This is a genomic window from Phaeocystidibacter luteus (genome assembly GCF_008933115.1).
Taxonomy (GTDB): Bacteria; Bacteroidota; Bacteroidia; order Flavobacteriales; family Schleiferiaceae; genus Phaeocystidibacter; species Phaeocystidibacter luteus.
Map to the genome: position 1 here is coordinate 46,666 of NZ_WBVO01000004.1, position 18,081 is coordinate 64,746.

Genomic DNA, 18,081 nt, shown 5'->3' on the forward strand with positions numbered 1-18,081 from the left:
ACATTGTAGTTTTCGAACATGAAAGGGATTCTCACCACCACACTGGTTTTGCTTGTTTCATTTTCAAGCTTCGCTCAAAACCGTCTGCAACGCCGAGTAGATTACATTGAGAAGTACAAGGATATCGCCATCCGCGAAATGCAAGATTATGGTATCCCCGCTAGTATCACCCTAGCCCAAGGTATCTTGGAATCGGGCGACGGAACAAGCGAATTAGCCCGAGATGCAAATAATCACTTTGGGATCAAGTGCCATTCCGATTGGGAAGGCGAGCGCGTTTATCATGATGATGACGAGGATAACGAGTGCTTTCGCAAATACGATCGTGCCGAAGATTCATTCCGCGATCATAGCCTATTTTTAAAGAACCGCTCTAGATACTCCGCACTCTTCGCCTTAGATCCTTACGATTACGAAGCGTGGGCAGAAGGACTAAAAGACGCCGGTTATGCTACCAACCGCAGGTACCCCGAATTGCTGATCGGCATCATTGAAGAATACGAGTTGTACAAATACGACAAGATGCACTACGACGAGGAGGAGGACGAAGTGATTGCGGATGGGCATACCATCTTAGAGCACCGCTCGGGCTTGTCTTATGTGGTAGCATACAGCGGTGATAATTGGAATCGACTCTCGCTTGAGGTTGATGTTCCTATCGATAAACTCATCGAGTACAACGACCTCACCTGGGATAGTAAACTCGAGGAAGGTATGGTCATCTTCATCGAAAAGAAGAACAGAAGAGGGTTTGACGACACCCATCGCGTGGGTGACGGCGAAACAATGCACTCTATTAGTCAGAAGTACGGCATGCGACTTATGCAGCTGTACAAAAGAAACAACATGCTTCCTGGGGAAGAGCCCCGTGTGGGCGAAACCCTCGTTCTGCGAGGATATCGAGATTAGATGAAGGACACCGATCTTTTTGGGCGCGCCATGCGCGATTACCATACGGGGCTTGGCCTACACAAGCTGCGGGTTCGAACGCAAGTTGTCGATTGGGAAGACCTTCCTGTTTCGCATTTCTTCCGAACATGGGATGATTTTCCAGAGCTCGAGCAAGAAGCCATAGATCGATGCAGAGGCCGAGTTTTGGATATGGGTGCAGGCGCCGGTGCACATGCGCTCGAACTTCAAGCAAAAGGACATGCAGTTACGGCTGTCGACAATTCAATCGGGGCTGTAGATGTGATGCGTTCTCGAGGAGTAAAGACCGCTACATGCGCAAATTGGCAGGATTTCAAGGATGCCTACTATGATACAGTCCTCCTCCTCATGAATGGAATTGGCTTATCCGGAACCCTTCAAGGACTGGCAGAATTCACCGATAAATGGGATGAATGGCTCAATCCCGATGGGCAAGTGCTCTTCGAATCTACAGACATCGCCTATGTCTATAAGTTTCCCGAAGGATCCAATCCGCTAGAACTTGAACCGTATTACGGTGAGCAAACCTATCGAATGAAGTACGACGGTACTGAGGTCCTTTTTCCTTGGCTATTTGCCGATGCAAAATCCCTCCAAGTGGAATTGCAAAAGCTCGGCTGGAGTATGGACATCCTTTACGACGATGGCAATGGGAGCTTCCTAGTTCGAAGCAAGCGCCTTAAATCACTCTAGCTTGTAGTTGAGCAAGTTTCCGTCTCGCGTACCAACGATGAGGTTCAGCACACCAGCTTGACCAAATTCACCCACGGTAAACATAGATGATCCATAAAGCGGTAGTCCGGGTAACGGTTCGCCAGTCTGACCATAAAGCCATACTTGGTCTTTATCGTTAATAACCACCCCATAAATTGGTGTGCCATTTCTCATGAAGTAAAGCGGACTCGAAAGGTCAGCATCCAAATCAATGTTGAATGGATGAAGCTCCTCCTTCACAATCAACCTTCCGTTTTGGGTGATGATGTACTTGCCGTCTCGGAAAATAAACTCGCCTCGGTCATCTGCCAAATCGATATCGGTACTATCTACCTGCCCATTCATGAAGAGCGAAACGAGCTGACCGCCCTCGCTGAGTGAGATGATTCTCGTTTCTTCTGTGGTGGCGCCTACTGATAAATAAAGGTCGTTATGCGTGTCCGGCAGGAGATCTTCCGTTGGGATTCTGGTTTCGCCTCTGCGACTTACGATGTGTACTTTGCCGCTAGATTCTCTAATAACGATGAAGTCACGCGTGCCCACCGTGAAGTGCTGGGGTTGACGAATCACCGCAGATTCAGTTTCAGTAAAGGCCCACCCATCAACTTGTTTGCCCTCTTTTGAGTAATTGAGAACTCTTGTTCCACATGGAATGACGAAACGGTAGTTCTTAACCCCATCGTAATCGAATACGGCTGCAGGTGCGGTGGCCGTATGCGGCAGAGCAACTGGGAATGGAGCGACATCTTTTCCGTTTCTATCGATGATGTATAGGAACTTCGAAGTATTAAAAGCTAATTGCAGCTTGTTGTTTCTGAACAGGTCGACCTGAGAAATTAACCCCATGATTGGCCCATCGAGTTCGCGTTGCCAAAGGACTTCACCACCGGCATTGATGAGGTAGAGCGTGTTGGATTCATCCTGAACCACAATTTCGTTTTTGTTGGTGTAGTGGTTCAGAACAAATTGTGGTCTGCCTAGAACTTCGCCTTTCAAAGGAAGGGCCCACAATTGCTTCGCTTCAGGAATGTATTCTTCTTGATGTTTCGCGAATATCTGAGAATAGCTTACATCGTCATCAACCTTATACTGCGTGATGGCCCAGGCTACTTTCGAGAGGGATTCCAGGTTGTCGTCAATCTCATCTGTTTCATCTTGATCAATCAATCTTCTCACAAGTCCTGCCGCACCTGGGTTCTTGTGAATGACACGAACATGTGCATTGCTCGACACTTCATCTAGCGCGTCTGTGAACGTGGCTTGATTTGGAAGGACACGCCCATCCATGAGGTCGTTGATGTATCCTTTTAGGGTGAGGAGGTTGTTTCCAAAAAGAATGTAATCGCCGTGAACGGTGTAGTACGGTGAAATCATATCCTTGAAAATCCTTCCATAGCCCAGTAAGAGCAGGTTTTTAGGTGAAGATTTTTGGATGATATAATTTCTGTGATTCTCGATAAAATCGGCATCGGCTTGAATCTTCATTGATTCAATCGCCATTTCAGAATCTAATGCCTTGATGTAAGCGATTCTTGGCTGGGCAACAGCCTCGGGAGAGGTTTCTAGGGAAATCAATCCGAACTCGCCACCACTCCAGCTGAGTAAGGCCTCTTCGATAGAAAACCCAAGTTGTCCAATTTGATTGCTGAACATTCGCTGTCTATCGTCCTTGCGCAGGTATTCTTGGTAGTTGCGGTTGTACTCGGAAAAACTTCCCACGTTGACCATCACTGCTTGAGCGGTATTTGTGGGGAGCAGTGATTGTGCCGGGAAATCACCACCTCTGATTCCGGAGAAACAGGAAAGCCAACTATTAGAGCTGTCGGAATTGAGATGAATGCCGGAGAGCATCATGTCGTCGACATTAAGGGCTAAGTCGTAGGCAGCCCAGGTTCCCATGTTTCCCAAAAAGCTAAGCGGTGCATTTGGAAAGCTGTACTCAAGGAGCCCGGAGATTTCACCGTAATTGACGAGCAAGTTGAGAGCATCTTTGCTGTTTACGGTCTTGTAAGCCTTGAGAAAATCTGGATCTTCTTCGAGTGAATGCTCCGTGTCTAGTTGTCGGATTGCCTCCTCAACAAGTCGACGACTTTGCGAAATGAGGAGGACACTGCGAAAAGAACAAACGTGCCATTCGGATTCGTCGACAGTTGTGCTATAGATATCTGTCCCCGAGTATTCGCGGCTTTGCCAATCAAGAGAATCTGGTAAGGATTGAGCTTCTGGCATTTCGGTCGCGAAGAGCAAATCGTAGGACTCGGCACCGCTGGCGTGAGCGGCAACCCAAAACTCAGAATTTCGAAGATTCGACGGGATAAACTCCAACCACTCGGTGAACTCATCAATAGCCCGGAGATTGAGTAGCTCTTGATAGATCGCGTTTCGATTCACGTCAGCGCTCAGTTCCTCCCAGTCGTTGACTTTCACTACGAGGGCAGAGCGCACGGGCAGGGCGTCGAGAGCTTTGCCAGCTGCTGGGCCATCATTCACGCAAGAGGTGAGAATGAAAGTGGAAATGAGAATGAAGATGATGCTCGAGGCGCTTCTCAAACGCAGATTCATAGTTGTGGGGATTTTCATTCAAATGTACGCGAAATGCGTCTAGATTATTGTGGGTGAAATGAATGATATGAAGGGGGGATTGTTAATGAATCAGCAAAGGTAATTGGGCAATGGAAAGGCCGAATTTTATGGGGTGATTTGTGGAATGCGGAATGTCTAGGAAGCGAAGAAGTTGGTGGGCTGGGTGTTTTTAATTGGGGGCTGGCTAGCCCCACCCCGTTCTCAAGCTACGTTTTTTACATCTCGAAGTTGAAATCTCAAAATGTAAAAACGTGATTCACACATCTATCCGTTTGTAAACGTTTATCCTCCGACTAGCGGATGGGGGTTTTGTACGTTCGCACCAGGGAGGGGGCGGAGTGGGCCCCAGTAATTATGAGCGCATCTTCTCCCTAAACTGAAGTTGCAGGCCTTCCAAAGTGGGCGTGAGATTTATCCCCTAAAGATCCAAACTCAATTGCCGCGGCAAGAGTTGAAAACTCATCCTGTGTATCGGGCTTGGTCCGTGCTCGCGTATGCCATTCCTATGTTCAACTGTGGGATAGCCAACATTCTTGTCCCATCGGTAATGAGGCCATTGCTCGTGCGCCTCACGCATGATTCGGTCACGCTCTGTTTTGGCAAGAATGGACGCCGCAGCGATAGATAAGTACTTCCCATCGCCTTTAACCACGCATTCATGAGGAATTTCTCCGTAAGGCACAAACTTGTTTCCGTCAATCAGAAGATATTCGGGTTCAACTTCTAGCTGAGCAATAGCACGATGCATCGCTTCGAAAGAGGCGCGAAGGATGTTCATTTCATCTATCTCAGTGTGAGAGCATGAACCTATCGCCCACGCTGTGGCGCGCTCCATGATCTGCTCTCGCAGCTCGTCTCTCTTCTTTTCGGTAAGTTTTTTTGAATCGTTGAGGTGAGGAAGCTCGACATCATCTGGAAGAATTACCGCAGCGGCAACCACTGGACCGGCTAAACATCCGCGTCCCACTTCATCGCAGCCTGCTTCGAGTCTGCCTCGTTTTATATTGCCGTCAAGCATTGCCCGCGGTTTTAACGATGTTCTCCCATAGTTTCTTCGCTGAAGAATCCCAATTGAAAAACTTTGCTCGTTCGATGCCTTTCTCAATCCAAGTCTGGCGCTCAGATTGATTTTCCATTTGGTTCATTCCATCCGTCCATGCATCGGCATCAAAGGGAGATAGAAGGAGCGCAGCATCACCTGCAATTTCTGGCATACAGGACACATTCGAACAAATCACTGGAGTTCCGGCAGCCATGGCCTCAACAATGGGGATCCCAAATCCTTCGAATAGGGAAGGAAAGAGGAGGGCAATAGCATTGGACATGATTGCGTTCAGTTCGCTGCCATGTTTCCGGCCTACAAAATGGACCTTATTCCTATATGGAGATTCTTCCAAGACGCGTTCAAGTTCGCTGTCGATATGCATGTGATTGCCTACCAAAACTAGCTCGGCATCCCCGCCTTGAAGGCGATATTTAGAGAATGCTCTAACCGCCAAAGCGAGGTTCTTTCTAGGGTTGATTGAACCGACGCACAAGAAGTATTTTCCGGAAATTGGAAGTTCAATATTAGCTCCAATTAAAGGCTCGAAGTTCGATTGTGGAGCGTTGTAGACCACATCCATAATGGATGTTGAGATGCCCCAGGTTCTGCTTACATCTTCCAATGTTTCACGGCTTACGCAAACGATTCTATCTGCGGCTCGGCCATATTGAACCATGTGTTTTTGATACCATTCCCCGACTTTTCGCGGGATCCATTCGGGATGGTGCTCAAAATTCAAATCGTGCACGGCTAAAAGTTGTTTGCCCTTCCAATTCTTGACGCCCATGCCATCGGGTGAGAAGTAAACGTCGGGTTTGATGCGCCGTAATTTTGCTGGAACGCGGTAGTGGTTCCAAAGTGACCAGAGATAGGGGTGTCGCGCAGCCGGACGAACCGTGTGCATGACTACATTCGGACCATATTTATACGATGCATCGGGCTTTCGATCGAAGATGAGGTGAAACTCAACTTCTGGATGGCTTTCTACCATTCTCTTGACGAGAGAATGAGTGAACCAACCAATGCCCTCTAGGCGATTTTTTAGCAGCCAACGCGTATTTATGGCGATTTTCATCGTTCAAAAGTATTAAAAACTCATCCGGTTCGTTTGACCGCTATCCTTACTTTTGCCCTTAATGATTGATAAAGTACACCAACGCCTGGCGCGAATGCGTGAAGATGGCCAGTTAATGGAGTTGCTTAAGGGCTCCGGTTTGGTGTTGCTATTCAAAATTCTTGGAGCGCTAAGCGGCTACCTTTTCACAATCCTCGTGTTCAGATGGGCCGGAAGTGATGGATATGGAGTCTTCGAAATGGGATTTACAGCCTTAATGATTATTACGGTTGTGTCTCGATTGGGACTAGAAAGCGCCATTGTTAAGTATGTATCCGCATATGTCGTCGAAAAAAACTTTGGTAAGGTGGTGCGGCTATACTTGTTGTCCGCTTCAGTGGTGCTGAGTGTAAGCTTGGTTTTCGCCGCAATCCTCTATTTTTCAGCTGACTCACTTGCCAATTTCTTTGGCAGTTCTGAACTCGACCTCGCCTTCATTGGCATGGCCTACATTATTCCGCAGTTTGCACTTCTTCAGCTCAATGCGGAAACACTCCGCGGTTTGAAACGCATGACCGATTTTTCACTTTTGCAGAATGGGTCTTTGATGATTCTGGCGGTCGTGTTTTTCTACATTTATAAAGGAGACCCTGCAACGGGATGGGATGCTGTGAGAGCTTTCGGCTATGGCGTCGATATCCTGTTGATTCTGAGTTTCTTTATGATTTTTAGGAGAAGGGCAACTGATTTGAATAAAGCGAAATCAGATCAAGTTGACTTTGGAAGCGTCTTTCGAACCGCTATACCTATGCTGATTTCCGGCTCGCTTTTTTTAGTGATGAGTTGGACCGATACATTGATGGTTGGGTATTTTATGTCGGATGCCGACGTAGGTTTATACCGCTTCGTTTTCAAAATGGCTACACTCATTACGTTCTCTCAGTTTGCCATCAACAGCATAGCAGCACCCATGATAAGCGGGTTTTCAGCGAAGAGTGACGTGAAAGGTCTACGCAGTATAATCCATCAAATTGCTTGGATTAATCTCCTTTTGTCGCTTCCTGTTTTTATCATTTTTGTTCTGTTTCCAACCTGGGTTTTGGAGACCGCTGGAGATGGTGATGTGCAGGGTGGTGTACTTACACTTCAGGTGTTAGCAATAGGTCAGGTAGTCAATGCGTTATGTGGACCTGTGATGTACACTTTGAATATGTCGGGATACGAAAAGGTGAGTCAGCGAATCATGCTATGGACTGCCCTTTTGAACTTTGTGGCTAACCTCATATTGATTCCTGAAATGGGAATTTTGGGTGCAGCGATTGCAACATCTGCTTCCATGGTTCTGTGGAATGTGGTGGCAACCTGGAAGGTCTTCCGCATATTCAGGATAATATCTTTGCCTATCCCATGGCGTTGGAGAATGAAATGAGACCTACTCGCGTATTTTTAATTGGTGCTGCCAAGTGTGGAACAACTACGGTTGATCAGATGCTTCGTCTACATCCCGAAGTGTTTATGAGTCCCATTAAGGAACCCAATTACTACAGCACCGATATTAACCCTGACAACTTTACGGAGGTCTACCGAAAGCAATCGCTTCACGACTTGGATGCCTATTTCGCACAGGAAGTGCTCGAACCTATGCATCTTGACTTCGTGAGGTCGCCTCAACAGTATGCCGACTTGTACCGCGCAGCGAATGGGGCGGCGGTTTTAGGTGAAAGTTCAACGTCTTACCTAGTAAGTACAGAGGCAGCAGAGAATATCGCGAAGGACTATCCTGATGCTAAATTTGTGGTTTGCTTGAGGAATCCTGTTTCTAGATTGAAATCGCACCTCAAAATGGCTTTGCAAGGAGGGAATATTACCGAAATCTCAGATGAAGTCGTCGAAGCGGATATGAAAAAGCCGAATCAAGGGTGGGGGAGTACAGAGATGTTTCTGCCGCTTGGCATGTATGGAAAGCAGCTTGAGCATTGGTTAAAGGTGTTCCCAAAAGCGCAGTTTCATTTTGTCTTTTTCGATGATTTGATTGAGAATCAACAAAAAGTGTTTGACGACCTCTGTGCTTTTTTGAATGTTTCGATATTTGCGCTCGATTCAGAGGTCCATGCAAATGCAGGTGGAATGCCAAGATTTCCGAAACTCAATGCCTTTCTAAAAGGATCAAAGCGAGTTAGGAATATTAAGGATAGAATGCCCGAAAGCTGGAAAGCTATGTTGAAGGCGCAATGGAATGATGAAGCTGCTGTGGTAAACATCGACGAGAATCGTTGGAAGGAATACTACAGAAAAGATATAAAGAAGCTTGAGAGTCTTCTCGGACTGACATTAGAACACTGGAAATAATTCATTGATATACTATGGAGTATCAATCTACTAGCCTGATTACCTTCCTCTACAAGTGGCGCAAGCCCTTGATTATCCTGCCCCTTGTCTCTGCGATTGCGGCGGCTATCTTATCAGGACCGTCATTCATTACGCCGAAGTATCAATCCTACGTTACGGTGTATGCAACCACAACCAACTCCATTTCGAAGGCGGTTTTGCCTCAAACGGGGTTCGCGGATGAGGATGTACTTGAGTTTGGTGATGAGGAACGTGCAGAGCAACTACTTCAAATTTTGAATACGGATGAGATTAGAGACTCCATCGTTGCGAAGTACAACTTGATGGAGCACTACGATATCGATCCAGAATCTCCATACAAGCAAACCGAATTGCGAGAGACTTTCTCTGATAATGTGGAGTTCCGTAGAACGGAGTTTTCTTCGGTGGAGATTTCTGTTCTTGATGAAGATCCTCAAATGGCCGCGGATATCGCCAACGATATTAGCCGTCTCCTAAACAAGGTGAAGAACCGTATCCAAAGAGAACGCGCGTACTTGGCCCTTCAAATCGTTGAGAACTCTTACAAGCAGATTAGAACGGAAGAGCGCCTACTTGAAGACGCTTTGAGAAAGTTGCGCGTTGAAAAAGGAGTCCACGATTATGAAGCTCAAGCGGCAGTGTACTCAGAGCAAATCGCCATGGCAACTGTGGAGCTTGGTCCTGATCACTCCAGAACAAGAGCGCTTCGCGAATCGCTCGATACTATTGCCAAGTATGGTGGTAGATATGTAGACATGCGCGAGGAACTCCAGCTTTTGAAGGAAGAAGAGATTAAGATCAAAACGAAGCTTGACCAAGCGCGAGTAGACTACAACCAATCGCTTCCGGCTTCATTTGAAATCAACTCGGCTTATCCAGCAGAGAAGAAGACGTATCCAATCCGTTCATTGATTGTACTTATTTCAATGATGGGTACGTTCATCGCTACGCTCGTTATCATCCTTGCCGTTTCTGCATACATGGATGTGCGCAAGAAAGTATCGTGAGTAAAAAGCTAACAAACTGGCTTGTTTACGGAGGTGGAGTACTCTTCCTCCTGATTAATGTGGTGGCTATCCTGACGGAAACCTACGTCTTGATGGCTATACCATTCGCCTTGGCGGCAGTTGCGGCGGCTTTTTTGCATCTCGATAAACTCATGTTCTTCATCGTGTTCGCTACACCGCTTTCGGTCACGCTTACCGATAAATCCTTTAATGTAGGACTGAGTCTTCCTACGGAGCCACTTCTGGCGGGAATTACAGCGTTATTGTTCTTCCGTTTCGTGCAGAGAGGTGAGGTAGATCTCAAAGTTCTGCGGCATCCCATTACGGTTTCAATTCTTGCCACAATCGTTTGGATGATTATCACTACGATTACAAGTGAGCGACCAGACGTATCCATTAAATATGTGATTGCTCGAATTTGGTTTGTAGTTCCCTTTTTCTATTTGCTCTCTCAGATGTTTAAGAAGGAGCAAAACATCCGAACCTTCTATTGGCTCTTTCTCATTCCGCTTTGTATTGCTGGGCTATATACAATGTATCAGCATGCAGGAAACGGCTTTTCGAAAGAATCGTCGGTTTGGGTGATGTATCCACTCTTCAAGGAGCACACGAGCTACGGTGCTACGCTTGCCATGTTCTTTCCTATTTCGGTTTATCTCGTTTTGAGAAAGAGTGAAGTCTGGGTTCGAGCTGCCGCATTCTTTCTCTTCGTAGTGCTCACGGCAGCCATTGTTCTCTCTTTCACTCGAGCGGCTTGGATTAGTATTGCTGGGGCGGGAGTGGTTTGGTTACTCATTAGATATAGAGTGAACTTCAATGCGCTTGTTATAGCTGCGCTAGTCGGACTTACCATGTTATATGGATATAGGGAAGAGCTCTTTCAGAAATTGGAAAAGAACGAACAGGTTTCGTCGGATGACATCGGTGAGCACGTTCAATCTATTTCAAACGTGAGTACGGATGCTTCCAACCTCGAGCGTATTAATAGGTGGACGTCCGCATTCAGGATGTGGAAGGAACGTCCGCATACCGGATGGGGACCGGGCGTATATATGTTTGAATATGCGCCTTTTCAGAAACCCCATGAGAAGACCATCATCTCAACGAACTCTGGAAACAGGGGGAATGCGCACAGTGAATACATTGGCCCGCTCGCTGAACAGGGCTGGCCGGGGTTGGTCTTGGTCATTGTCTTTGTGACCTTATTAATGGTATATGGTATTCGCGCATACCGCAGGGCGGTGTCAAATGAAGTCGCCTACCTATCTATTTGCGCCACTTTGGGGCTTGTCACATATTTTACACATGGATTTCTCAACAATTTCCTGGATATGGATAAGGCTGCGGGACCTGTGTTCGCCTTCACGGCCGTGATTGTGGCTACTGACCTCTTTTTCAGGCATCCAACAGGGCGTAAACAACGCTAACTACTCTTTTTACTAGTCGTGCCGAAGGATTAAATATCAATCGGATAGCCTCTTTTGTGTTGACTTTTTAACAGTCATTCCGCTTTTGTCGTTGCATTTGTAATTATTTCTCTGCAACTTAGGACCACGTTTAACACAAAATTTGCCTACATGAAAAGCAATGCTACACTGTTTAGTGTGCTGCTTTTGATGCTATTCTCTTTTACTGGGTTTGCCCAGCAAACAGTGAGTGGTATTGTAAAGTCAGCTGAGACGGGAGAGCCCCTGCCGTCTGTCCTGGTAACCGAAAAGGGGACCGATAATGCGGTATCGACGAACATCGATGGTGCATTTGATATCACTGTTAGCTCTAATGCTACCTTGGTATTCAAGTTATTCGGTTCCTCTGAAAAAGAGGTTGCCGTTGGGAACAATGATTTCTTAGTGGTTGAGCTAGAACCCAACACTAGCGAGCTCGATGAGGTTGTAGTTACTGGTCAAGGTATCGGTATCAACAAGCGTCGTATCTCTACGACCATCCAGTCAATCGACTCTAAAGAAATCGAAAGAGTACCTTCAGTTCAGTTGGATCAGTTGATCCAATCAAAACTGCCAAACGCTCAGATTCGTTTGAGCTCTGGTCAGCCAGGTACAGCCTCTATCATTCGTTCGAGAGGTCCAGTTTCTGCATTGATTAACACTACTCCGGTGATTTTCATCGATGGTGTTCGTGTAGATAACTTGAACTCAAACCCAGAGTTGGGTATCGCAACAGGTGGTGCACAGTCATCAGCTATCGCGGATATCCCGATGGAATCAATCGATCGAATTGAGTACATCCCTGGTGGTGCTGCAACTACACTTTATGGTGCAGATGCCGCGAACGGTGTACTTCAAATCTTTACCAAGCGTGGTAATGGTGGAGAAAACAACGTGAACTTCGAAGTTCAGTTGGGTGCCATCTCAGGAACGAGAGACTTCCTTCGTTTCCAGCGCACTGGCGACATTCTTTATGAGCCAGGATTCATGCAGCAGTATCGCCTCGGTTTCGGCGGTGGTACGCGCAACTTTAACTACCAGTTTAGCGGTAGTCTTTATCAAGACGACAGTTTCAATGACTTGAACACTCAGGTTCGTAGAAACATGCGTCTTTCTATTTTTTCACAGGTTACCACTCGTTTGAGCTACAGCGGTTCAGTTGCTTACTCAAACCTCGAGTTTAACCGTGATTACAACGCGAACACGGCATTTGCTCGTTTCGGTAACCTCGAAGGTGGTCAGTATGGCGACCTCGACGCTTACACACAAGCAGAAACTGACGCATTACAGGAGCAACTTCAGTTGGAAGGGGAGTTGACCGACATCACTGAGAAGATTAACCGCTTCCAGTTCTCAAACAACTTCCGTTACAACTTCTCTTCTAACCTTGCAGCGTCTTTCGACCTTGGTTTGGATTATCGTAACTCAGTTCAGCGCGAAGTTGCAACAAACGCAATGCAAATTGCTAAAGGATTCTTCCCTGACGGAACTACTGACCAAGGTTACATCATCGACTCTGATCGTAACTTCGCTGTAGTTTCAGGTAACTTGAACTTGCAGCACAATGCTACGGCGGGTGATTTCTCATTCGTGACGTTGGTAGGTGGACAGTTCTTCCGTGAGCAAGACATCCAGCAAGCTATCACAGCGCTTCAGGTTACTGATGGTTCTATTTCCATCAACAACTCTGCTAGCCAGCAAGCTGAAGACTTCTACTCAGTTCTTACTTCTTACGGTGTTTACGTAAACGAGAACTTGGGTTACAAAGACAAGTTGTTCTTGGACTTGGGTCTTCGTCTCGACGGAAACTCTGCCTTCGGTGAGTCTGTAGGTCTTATTCCACTTCCAAAAGTGGGTGGTTCATACATCCTTTCAGAAGAAGAGTTCTTCAGAAATACATTCGATCAGAAGACTTGGAGCACATTTAAGCTTCGTGCGAACTACGGTGAGGCTTCTGTATTCCCACGTGCCTTCGCAAACGAGTTGACTTTCGCAGCAGCACCTTACTTGGGTGGCTCAACGTTCGACTTCCAGAATCCTGGAAACGACGAGCTTCAGTCAGAGATTGCCAAGACTTGGGAAGTTGGTGCCGATATGGGATTCTGGGACAACAGAGTTCGTGCCGGTGTAACTTACTATAACACTACTACAGAAGGAGCACTTTTCACTCCACCAGCTAACCCATCTTCTGGTCAGCGTTCACAGCTACAGAACGTAGGTGAGATCAGCAACAAAGGTTGGGAAGTTAACTTGGGTGTTGATGTACTTCGTTCAGAAATGCACCGCTTGACAGCTAACGTGAGCTACAACTACAACGAGAACCTCGTAGTAAGCACAGGTGGTACTCCAGAATTCGCGGTAGGTGGATTTACCTTCCTCGGAGCATTCGTAAAAGAAGGTCAGCCTCTTGGTTACCTACGTGGTACGAAGGGTACTGTTAATGATGATGGTACAGTTGACTTCGAGCAGAATGCATTCCTCGGAACTACGTTCGCTCCAACATTCGGTACTTTCTCATTGGTGTACACGTACAACAACAAGCTTACAGTGTCTATGGCTGGTGACTACCAGTACGGTGGACAAGGTGTAAACGTGGATGATGTACTTCGTTACTTCGGTGGAATCAACGACGAAGGTCGTATTCCTGATGAAGCACTTGCTGAGGCTGGTAGCTTCTTCGACTTGGCAGGTTACTGGGTAGAGGATGCCAACTACGTGAAGATTCGCAACATTGCCGTTTCATATGACCTTAGTGGCATGTTTGACGGTCGTCTTGAGCGCTCTTCAATTGGTATCAGCTTGATCAACCCATTGAACTTTGTTTCTAGCTCGTTTGACCCAGATGTTACCGGTGCCGGTATTGACGCGCAAGGTGGCTTTGGTGGAGGTGGTTTCGCCTTCGGTACTGAGTCTGCGCCGAGAATGTATGTGTTGACTTTGAAATTCGGACTCTAATACCATGTATCGTATGAAACTAGCATATAAAACAGGGTTATTCGCTATTGCAATCGCACTTGCGAGTTGTGAGGCTGTCGACCCATTCGAAACAATCAACCCGAATATCGGGGAGGATGATGTAATTGGTGTAGCGAACTCTTCCATCTCATGGAAAGCAGGTCTCGATCGCCAAATGGCCATCACCTTTAACCAAATTGGTGTTTTGTCTGAAATCGCTTCAGATAACTACGACAACATCAATACATTCTACAATCAGTTTGTAGATGACTTCAATATCCAGTGGCAAGACAATGATATCAATGTGGCTCACAGAGGTATCGGTCGTCTTCGCGAAAAAGCCCTCTTCGGTATCAACGAAGTTGGTCCAAATGATCCAGCTGGATTTTCTGATGCTACGAGAGCAGAGTATTACTTCTACCTCGGGGTTTCTTACCTCTACGCGGCAGAGTTCTTCAACGAGCTTCCGCAAGAAGACAAGGGACCATTGGTTAGCCGCACTGGCAACTTGAATTCTGCGGTTGCAGCATTCGGAAGTGCACTTACGGCTGATCCAAGCCACGTAGGGGCAATGATCGGAAGAGCACGTGCATACTATCACCTCGGTGATGCAACGAACGCTGTTTCTGATGCAAACGATGCTCTTGCTGCTGATCCAGATTACGTTCGCTTTATCGAATTCGATCCAGTGAACTCTTCAGGTAACAATAACGGATTCGACTACACGAAGAACAACATGCAGTTGGCCCTTCAAGAGCGTGGTGGTTTTGATGACCTCCAGCCTTTGCCAACGTTGGACTTCCTCGATCCGAAAGTGTACTCGATTTCTGGTTCTCAGGATTCACCAATTCCATTGATGAAGGCTGAAGAAGCTCACCTAATCATTGCTGAGGCTCAGATTGCTGGGACTAACTTAGCTGGTGCAGCTACTACTTTGAATAACCTTCTCACGTTGGTGGCTTCTCGTCCAAGCAACACATTCGACGATTCTACAGAAGACCGTCATGAGCGTGATCCAGGGTCTCGTCCTGATACTACAGCTGCCGTTGTAAACGGTCGCACAGGACTTGTGTTAAACCGTAAGGCGGGTGACGTAACCGTTCCTGCTATCTCTGGAACATCAGCTGATGGTGCTGAGATTGCCGCTGCAGTTACTGCAGGTGAAGATGCGATGCTCACACTTCTTTACAGAATGCGTCAAGAAATCTTCATCGCAGAAGGTCGTCGCTTTAAGGATATGGGACTTAGCTACGTGATCTCAGAAGTGGAAGCACTTCAAAACGAGAACATCGGAGCTGGACACCCATCTACTATTAGCGATCTTCCAGCGTTCCTCGTAGCTATCGCAGGCGAGGCTGATGAGATTGACTATGACCCAACAACGTACGTTTGTACAGTTACTCACGATGTGAACGCTATCATCGTAGCTAACAAAACTGACGACGCTGTTTGTCCATTCCACTAATGAGCAACAGGTCTGAATAGGCCTAATGCCATTCCAACGGAACCGCCCCTGCACCCGGGGGCGGTTTTTTTTGTTTATTGGCCTATGGCCAAAAGGGTTAGCCTACGGCTAAAAGGAATCCGCGCCTATCGGCGGGATAAGGATCTGCCTAATGGCAGAAAGGAGGCTGATTGTTAAGCTGGAAGGAAGTGGGTGATGAGAAGGTGTTGGGAAGAAAGGGTTAGCCTGCGGCTAAAAGGAATCTGCGCCTATCGGCGGGATAAGGATCTGCCTAATGGCAGAAGGGAGGCTGATTGTTAAGCTGGAAGGAAGTGGGTGATGAGAAGGTGTTGGGAAGAAAGGGTTAGCCTGCGGCTAAAATGAATCTGCGCCTATTGACGGGATAAGGATCTGCCTAATGGCAGAAAGGAGGCTGATTGTTAAGCTGGAAGGAAGTGGGTGATGAGAAGGTGTTGGGAAGAAAGGGTTAGCCTGCGGCTAAAAGGAATCTGCGCCTATCGGCGGGATAAGGATCTGCCTAATGGCAGAAGGGAGGCTGATTGTTAAGCTGGAAGGAAGTGGGTGATGAGAAGGTGTTGGGAAGAAAGGGTTAGCCTGCGGCTAAAATGAATCTGCGCCTATTGGCGGGATAAGGATCTGCCTAATGGCAGAAAGGAGGCTGATTGTTAAGCTGGAAGGAAGTGGGTGATGAGAAGGTGTTGGGAAGAAAGGGTTAGCCTGCGGCTAAAAGGAATCCGCGCCTATCGGCGGGATAAGGATCTGCCAAATGGCAGAAAGCAGGCTGATTGCTAAGCTGGAAGGAAGTGGGTGATGAGTAGGGGGTGGGGAGGAAGTATCCTTTTGACCTTTGTCATATCAATCTTTCAACTCACGTAATTGGAATGAAGAGCCTTTAGGTCAAAGTGTGAGCTCTAGAAATAGGTAACCCACTTTTTCCTGCCGTTGGGCAAAGGAAATCCTTTAGCCGAAGGCTATCCTTTTGGCGCAGCCAATTATAACTCCAACCTCTCAATTATCTCCGGCAAAACCCTAATAGAAGCCATCTCACGGTATTTCTTCCTCGCCTCTTCTGCAGGGTAGCCAAAGTAGGTCTTCTTGGCTTCGAGCGACTTAGAAATGCCTGATTGTGCAAGTACAACACAGCCTTCACCCAAGGTGATGCCGCTGGTTACACCTACTTGGCCCCAAAGTGTGACGCTATCTTCTACAATTACACAGCCGGCAATGCCCACTTGCGAGGCGAATAGACAGTTCTTGCCTACCTGCGTATCGTGACCAATATGCACGTTGTTGTCGAGTTTCGAGCCTTCTCCGATGATGGTCGTTCCCGAAACGCCTTTGTCGATTGTACAGCAAGCACCCAGCTCTACACGATCTTCAATGCGGATGTCGCCACCACTCAGCAGGCGGTCGTAGCCCTCTGGTCGTTTTTTGTAGTAAAAAGCGCTGCCGCCTAGAACGGTTCCGGCATGAATAACTACGTCGTCACCAATAGTGCAATCGCCGTAGATGGAAACGTTTGCGTGAATGACCGTGTTTTTGCCAATCTTGACATTGGGTCCGATAAAGCAGCCTGGCTGAACTACGGATCCTTCGCCGATAATGACATCATCTGAGATGGCCTTTGGACTCGCAGCAAAAGGCTTATAGAAATTCGTGATCTTGTTGAAATCACGGAATGGGTCATCTGAAATGATGAGTCCCTTGCCCTCTGGTGCTTCCACTTCCTTGTTGATAAGTACGGTAGTAGCGGCCGATTGAAGGGCTTTGTCGTAGTATTTCGGGTGATCCACAAATACGAGATCACCCGGTTCTACTACGTGTATTTCATTGATTCCTGTAACCTCGTGGTTTGGATCACCTACAAAGGAGCATCCTAGCCATTCAGCTAAATTGGAAAGCGTACGAGGTTCTGGAAATCTCATTATTCTTTGGCGCGTTCTTTATAACTGCCCGTAGCAGTATCAATCACAATTTTCTCACCTTGCTCGATGAACAATGGCACGCGTACTTCCGCTCCTGTTTCAAGTGTAGCTGGCTTTGTGGCGTTCGTAGCTGTGTTTCCCTTTACGCCTGGTTCGCTATACGTAATCTCGAGTGCTACCGTAGCTGGGAGTTCGCATGAAAGTGGACGTTCTTCATCGGCGTGATAAAGAATGTTGGTTTCCATTCCATCCTTCAAAAACTCTGGAGCGTTGATCAAGTCCTTTTGAAGGGTGATTTGCTCATACGTCTCCATATTCATGAAGTGATATCCATCTGGATCGTTGTAGAGGTATTGGTAGTTGCGGTTCTCTACGCGGATTTCGTCAATCTTAGTTCCCGCAGGGAAAGTATGCTCGAGCAAACGACCTGTATTAAGGTTGCGCATCTTTGTGCGCACGAATGCATTACCCTTACCAGGCTTCACATGAAGGAATTCTACGATTTGGTACGGATCGTTATTGTAGTCGATGCACATACCGTTGCGGATATCTGAAGTACTTGCCATAAATATCTATTTGAAGAGCAAA

At 47.0% G+C, this 18,081-nt stretch carries 13 protein-coding genes; 8 read left to right on the forward strand and 5 right to left on the reverse strand.

What is annotated here, in order from left to right; all coding sequences use genetic code 11:
- Positions 1 to 18 precede the first annotated feature (18 nt).
- Complete coding sequence (locus tag F8C67_RS06705) at positions 19 to 909, forward strand: glucosaminidase domain-containing protein (protein WP_151667058.1); 891 nt, start codon at positions 19 to 21, stop codon at positions 907 to 909.
- A complete protein-coding gene (locus F8C67_RS06710; protein ID WP_151667059.1) occupies positions 910 to 1,623 on the forward strand; it encodes a class I SAM-dependent methyltransferase in 714 nt (237 codons plus the stop codon).
- Here F8C67_RS06710 and F8C67_RS06715 read toward each other — a convergent pair.
- The 3 genes from F8C67_RS06715 to F8C67_RS06725 form a co-directional block, all read right to left on the reverse strand.
- Positions 1,615 to 4,206, reverse strand: a complete 2,592-nt coding sequence (locus F8C67_RS06715; RefSeq protein ID WP_170266390.1) for a DUF3352 domain-containing protein — start codon at positions 4,204 to 4,206, stop codon at positions 1,615 to 1,617. The two genes, F8C67_RS06710 and F8C67_RS06715, sit on opposite strands and share 9 nt — an antisense overlap.
- 439 nt (positions 4,207 to 4,645) lie before the next feature.
- Positions 4,646 to 5,245, reverse strand: coding sequence for a ribonuclease HII (locus F8C67_RS06720; protein WP_151667061.1), 600 nt, complete (start codon positions 5,243 to 5,245; stop codon positions 4,646 to 4,648).
- Positions 5,238 to 6,347, reverse strand: a complete 1,110-nt coding sequence (locus tag F8C67_RS06725; RefSeq protein WP_151667062.1) for a glycosyltransferase family 4 protein — start codon at positions 6,345 to 6,347, stop codon at positions 5,238 to 5,240. The genes F8C67_RS06720 and F8C67_RS06725 overlap by 8 nt, the downstream gene beginning before the upstream one ends.
- Before the next feature lie 61 nt (positions 6,348 to 6,408).
- Here F8C67_RS06725 and F8C67_RS06730 point away from each other — a divergent pair, with 61 nt between their 5' ends.
- The 6 genes from F8C67_RS06730 (at position 6,409) to F8C67_RS06755 (ending at position 15,568) form a co-directional block, all read left to right on the forward strand.
- The gene (locus F8C67_RS06730) at positions 6,409 to 7,755 is read left to right on the forward strand and encodes a flippase (protein ID WP_151667063.1); all 1,347 of its coding nucleotides are present in this window, start codon (positions 6,409 to 6,411) and stop codon (positions 7,753 to 7,755) included.
- Positions 7,734 to 8,675 (forward strand): sulfotransferase family protein, encoded by a 942-nt coding sequence (locus tag F8C67_RS06735; RefSeq protein WP_151667064.1) that lies wholly within the window; start codon positions 7,734 to 7,736, stop codon positions 8,673 to 8,675. The genes F8C67_RS06730 and F8C67_RS06735 overlap by 22 nt, the downstream gene beginning before the upstream one ends.
- Before the next feature lie 14 nt (positions 8,676 to 8,689).
- Complete coding sequence (locus F8C67_RS06740; RefSeq protein ID WP_151667065.1) at positions 8,690 to 9,703, forward strand: GumC domain-containing protein; 1,014 nt, start codon at positions 8,690 to 8,692, stop codon at positions 9,701 to 9,703.
- Positions 9,700 to 11,130 carry an O-antigen ligase family protein gene (locus F8C67_RS06745; RefSeq protein ID WP_151667066.1) on the forward strand — a complete coding sequence of 477 codons (1,431 nt, stop codon included), beginning with the start codon at positions 9,700 to 9,702 and terminating at the stop codon, positions 11,128 to 11,130. The genes F8C67_RS06740 and F8C67_RS06745 overlap by 4 nt, the downstream gene beginning before the upstream one ends.
- 150 nt (positions 11,131 to 11,280) lie before the next feature.
- Positions 11,281 to 14,103 (forward strand): TonB-dependent receptor domain-containing protein, encoded by a 2,823-nt coding sequence (locus tag F8C67_RS06750; RefSeq protein WP_151667067.1) that lies wholly within the window; start codon positions 11,281 to 11,283, stop codon positions 14,101 to 14,103.
- 13 nt (positions 14,104 to 14,116) lie between these two features.
- On the forward strand, positions 14,117 to 15,568 hold the full coding sequence (locus F8C67_RS06755) for a tetratricopeptide repeat protein (protein ID WP_151667068.1): 1,452 nt from the start codon (positions 14,117 to 14,119) through the stop codon (positions 15,566 to 15,568).
- A 992-nt stretch (positions 15,569 to 16,560) separates the two neighbouring features.
- Here F8C67_RS06755 and F8C67_RS06760 read toward each other — a convergent pair.
- Together F8C67_RS06760 and efp are read right to left on the reverse strand one after the other, a co-directional pair.
- On the reverse strand, positions 16,561 to 17,493 hold the full coding sequence (locus F8C67_RS06760) for a UDP-3-O-(3-hydroxymyristoyl)glucosamine N-acyltransferase (RefSeq protein ID WP_151667069.1): 933 nt from the start codon (positions 17,491 to 17,493) through the stop codon (positions 16,561 to 16,563).
- Positions 17,493 to 18,059, reverse strand: a complete 567-nt coding sequence (gene efp / locus F8C67_RS06765) for an elongation factor P (RefSeq protein WP_151667070.1) — start codon at positions 18,057 to 18,059, stop codon at positions 17,493 to 17,495. The genes F8C67_RS06760 and efp overlap by 1 nt, the downstream gene beginning before the upstream one ends.
- Positions 18,060 to 18,081: the final 22 nt, after the last annotated feature.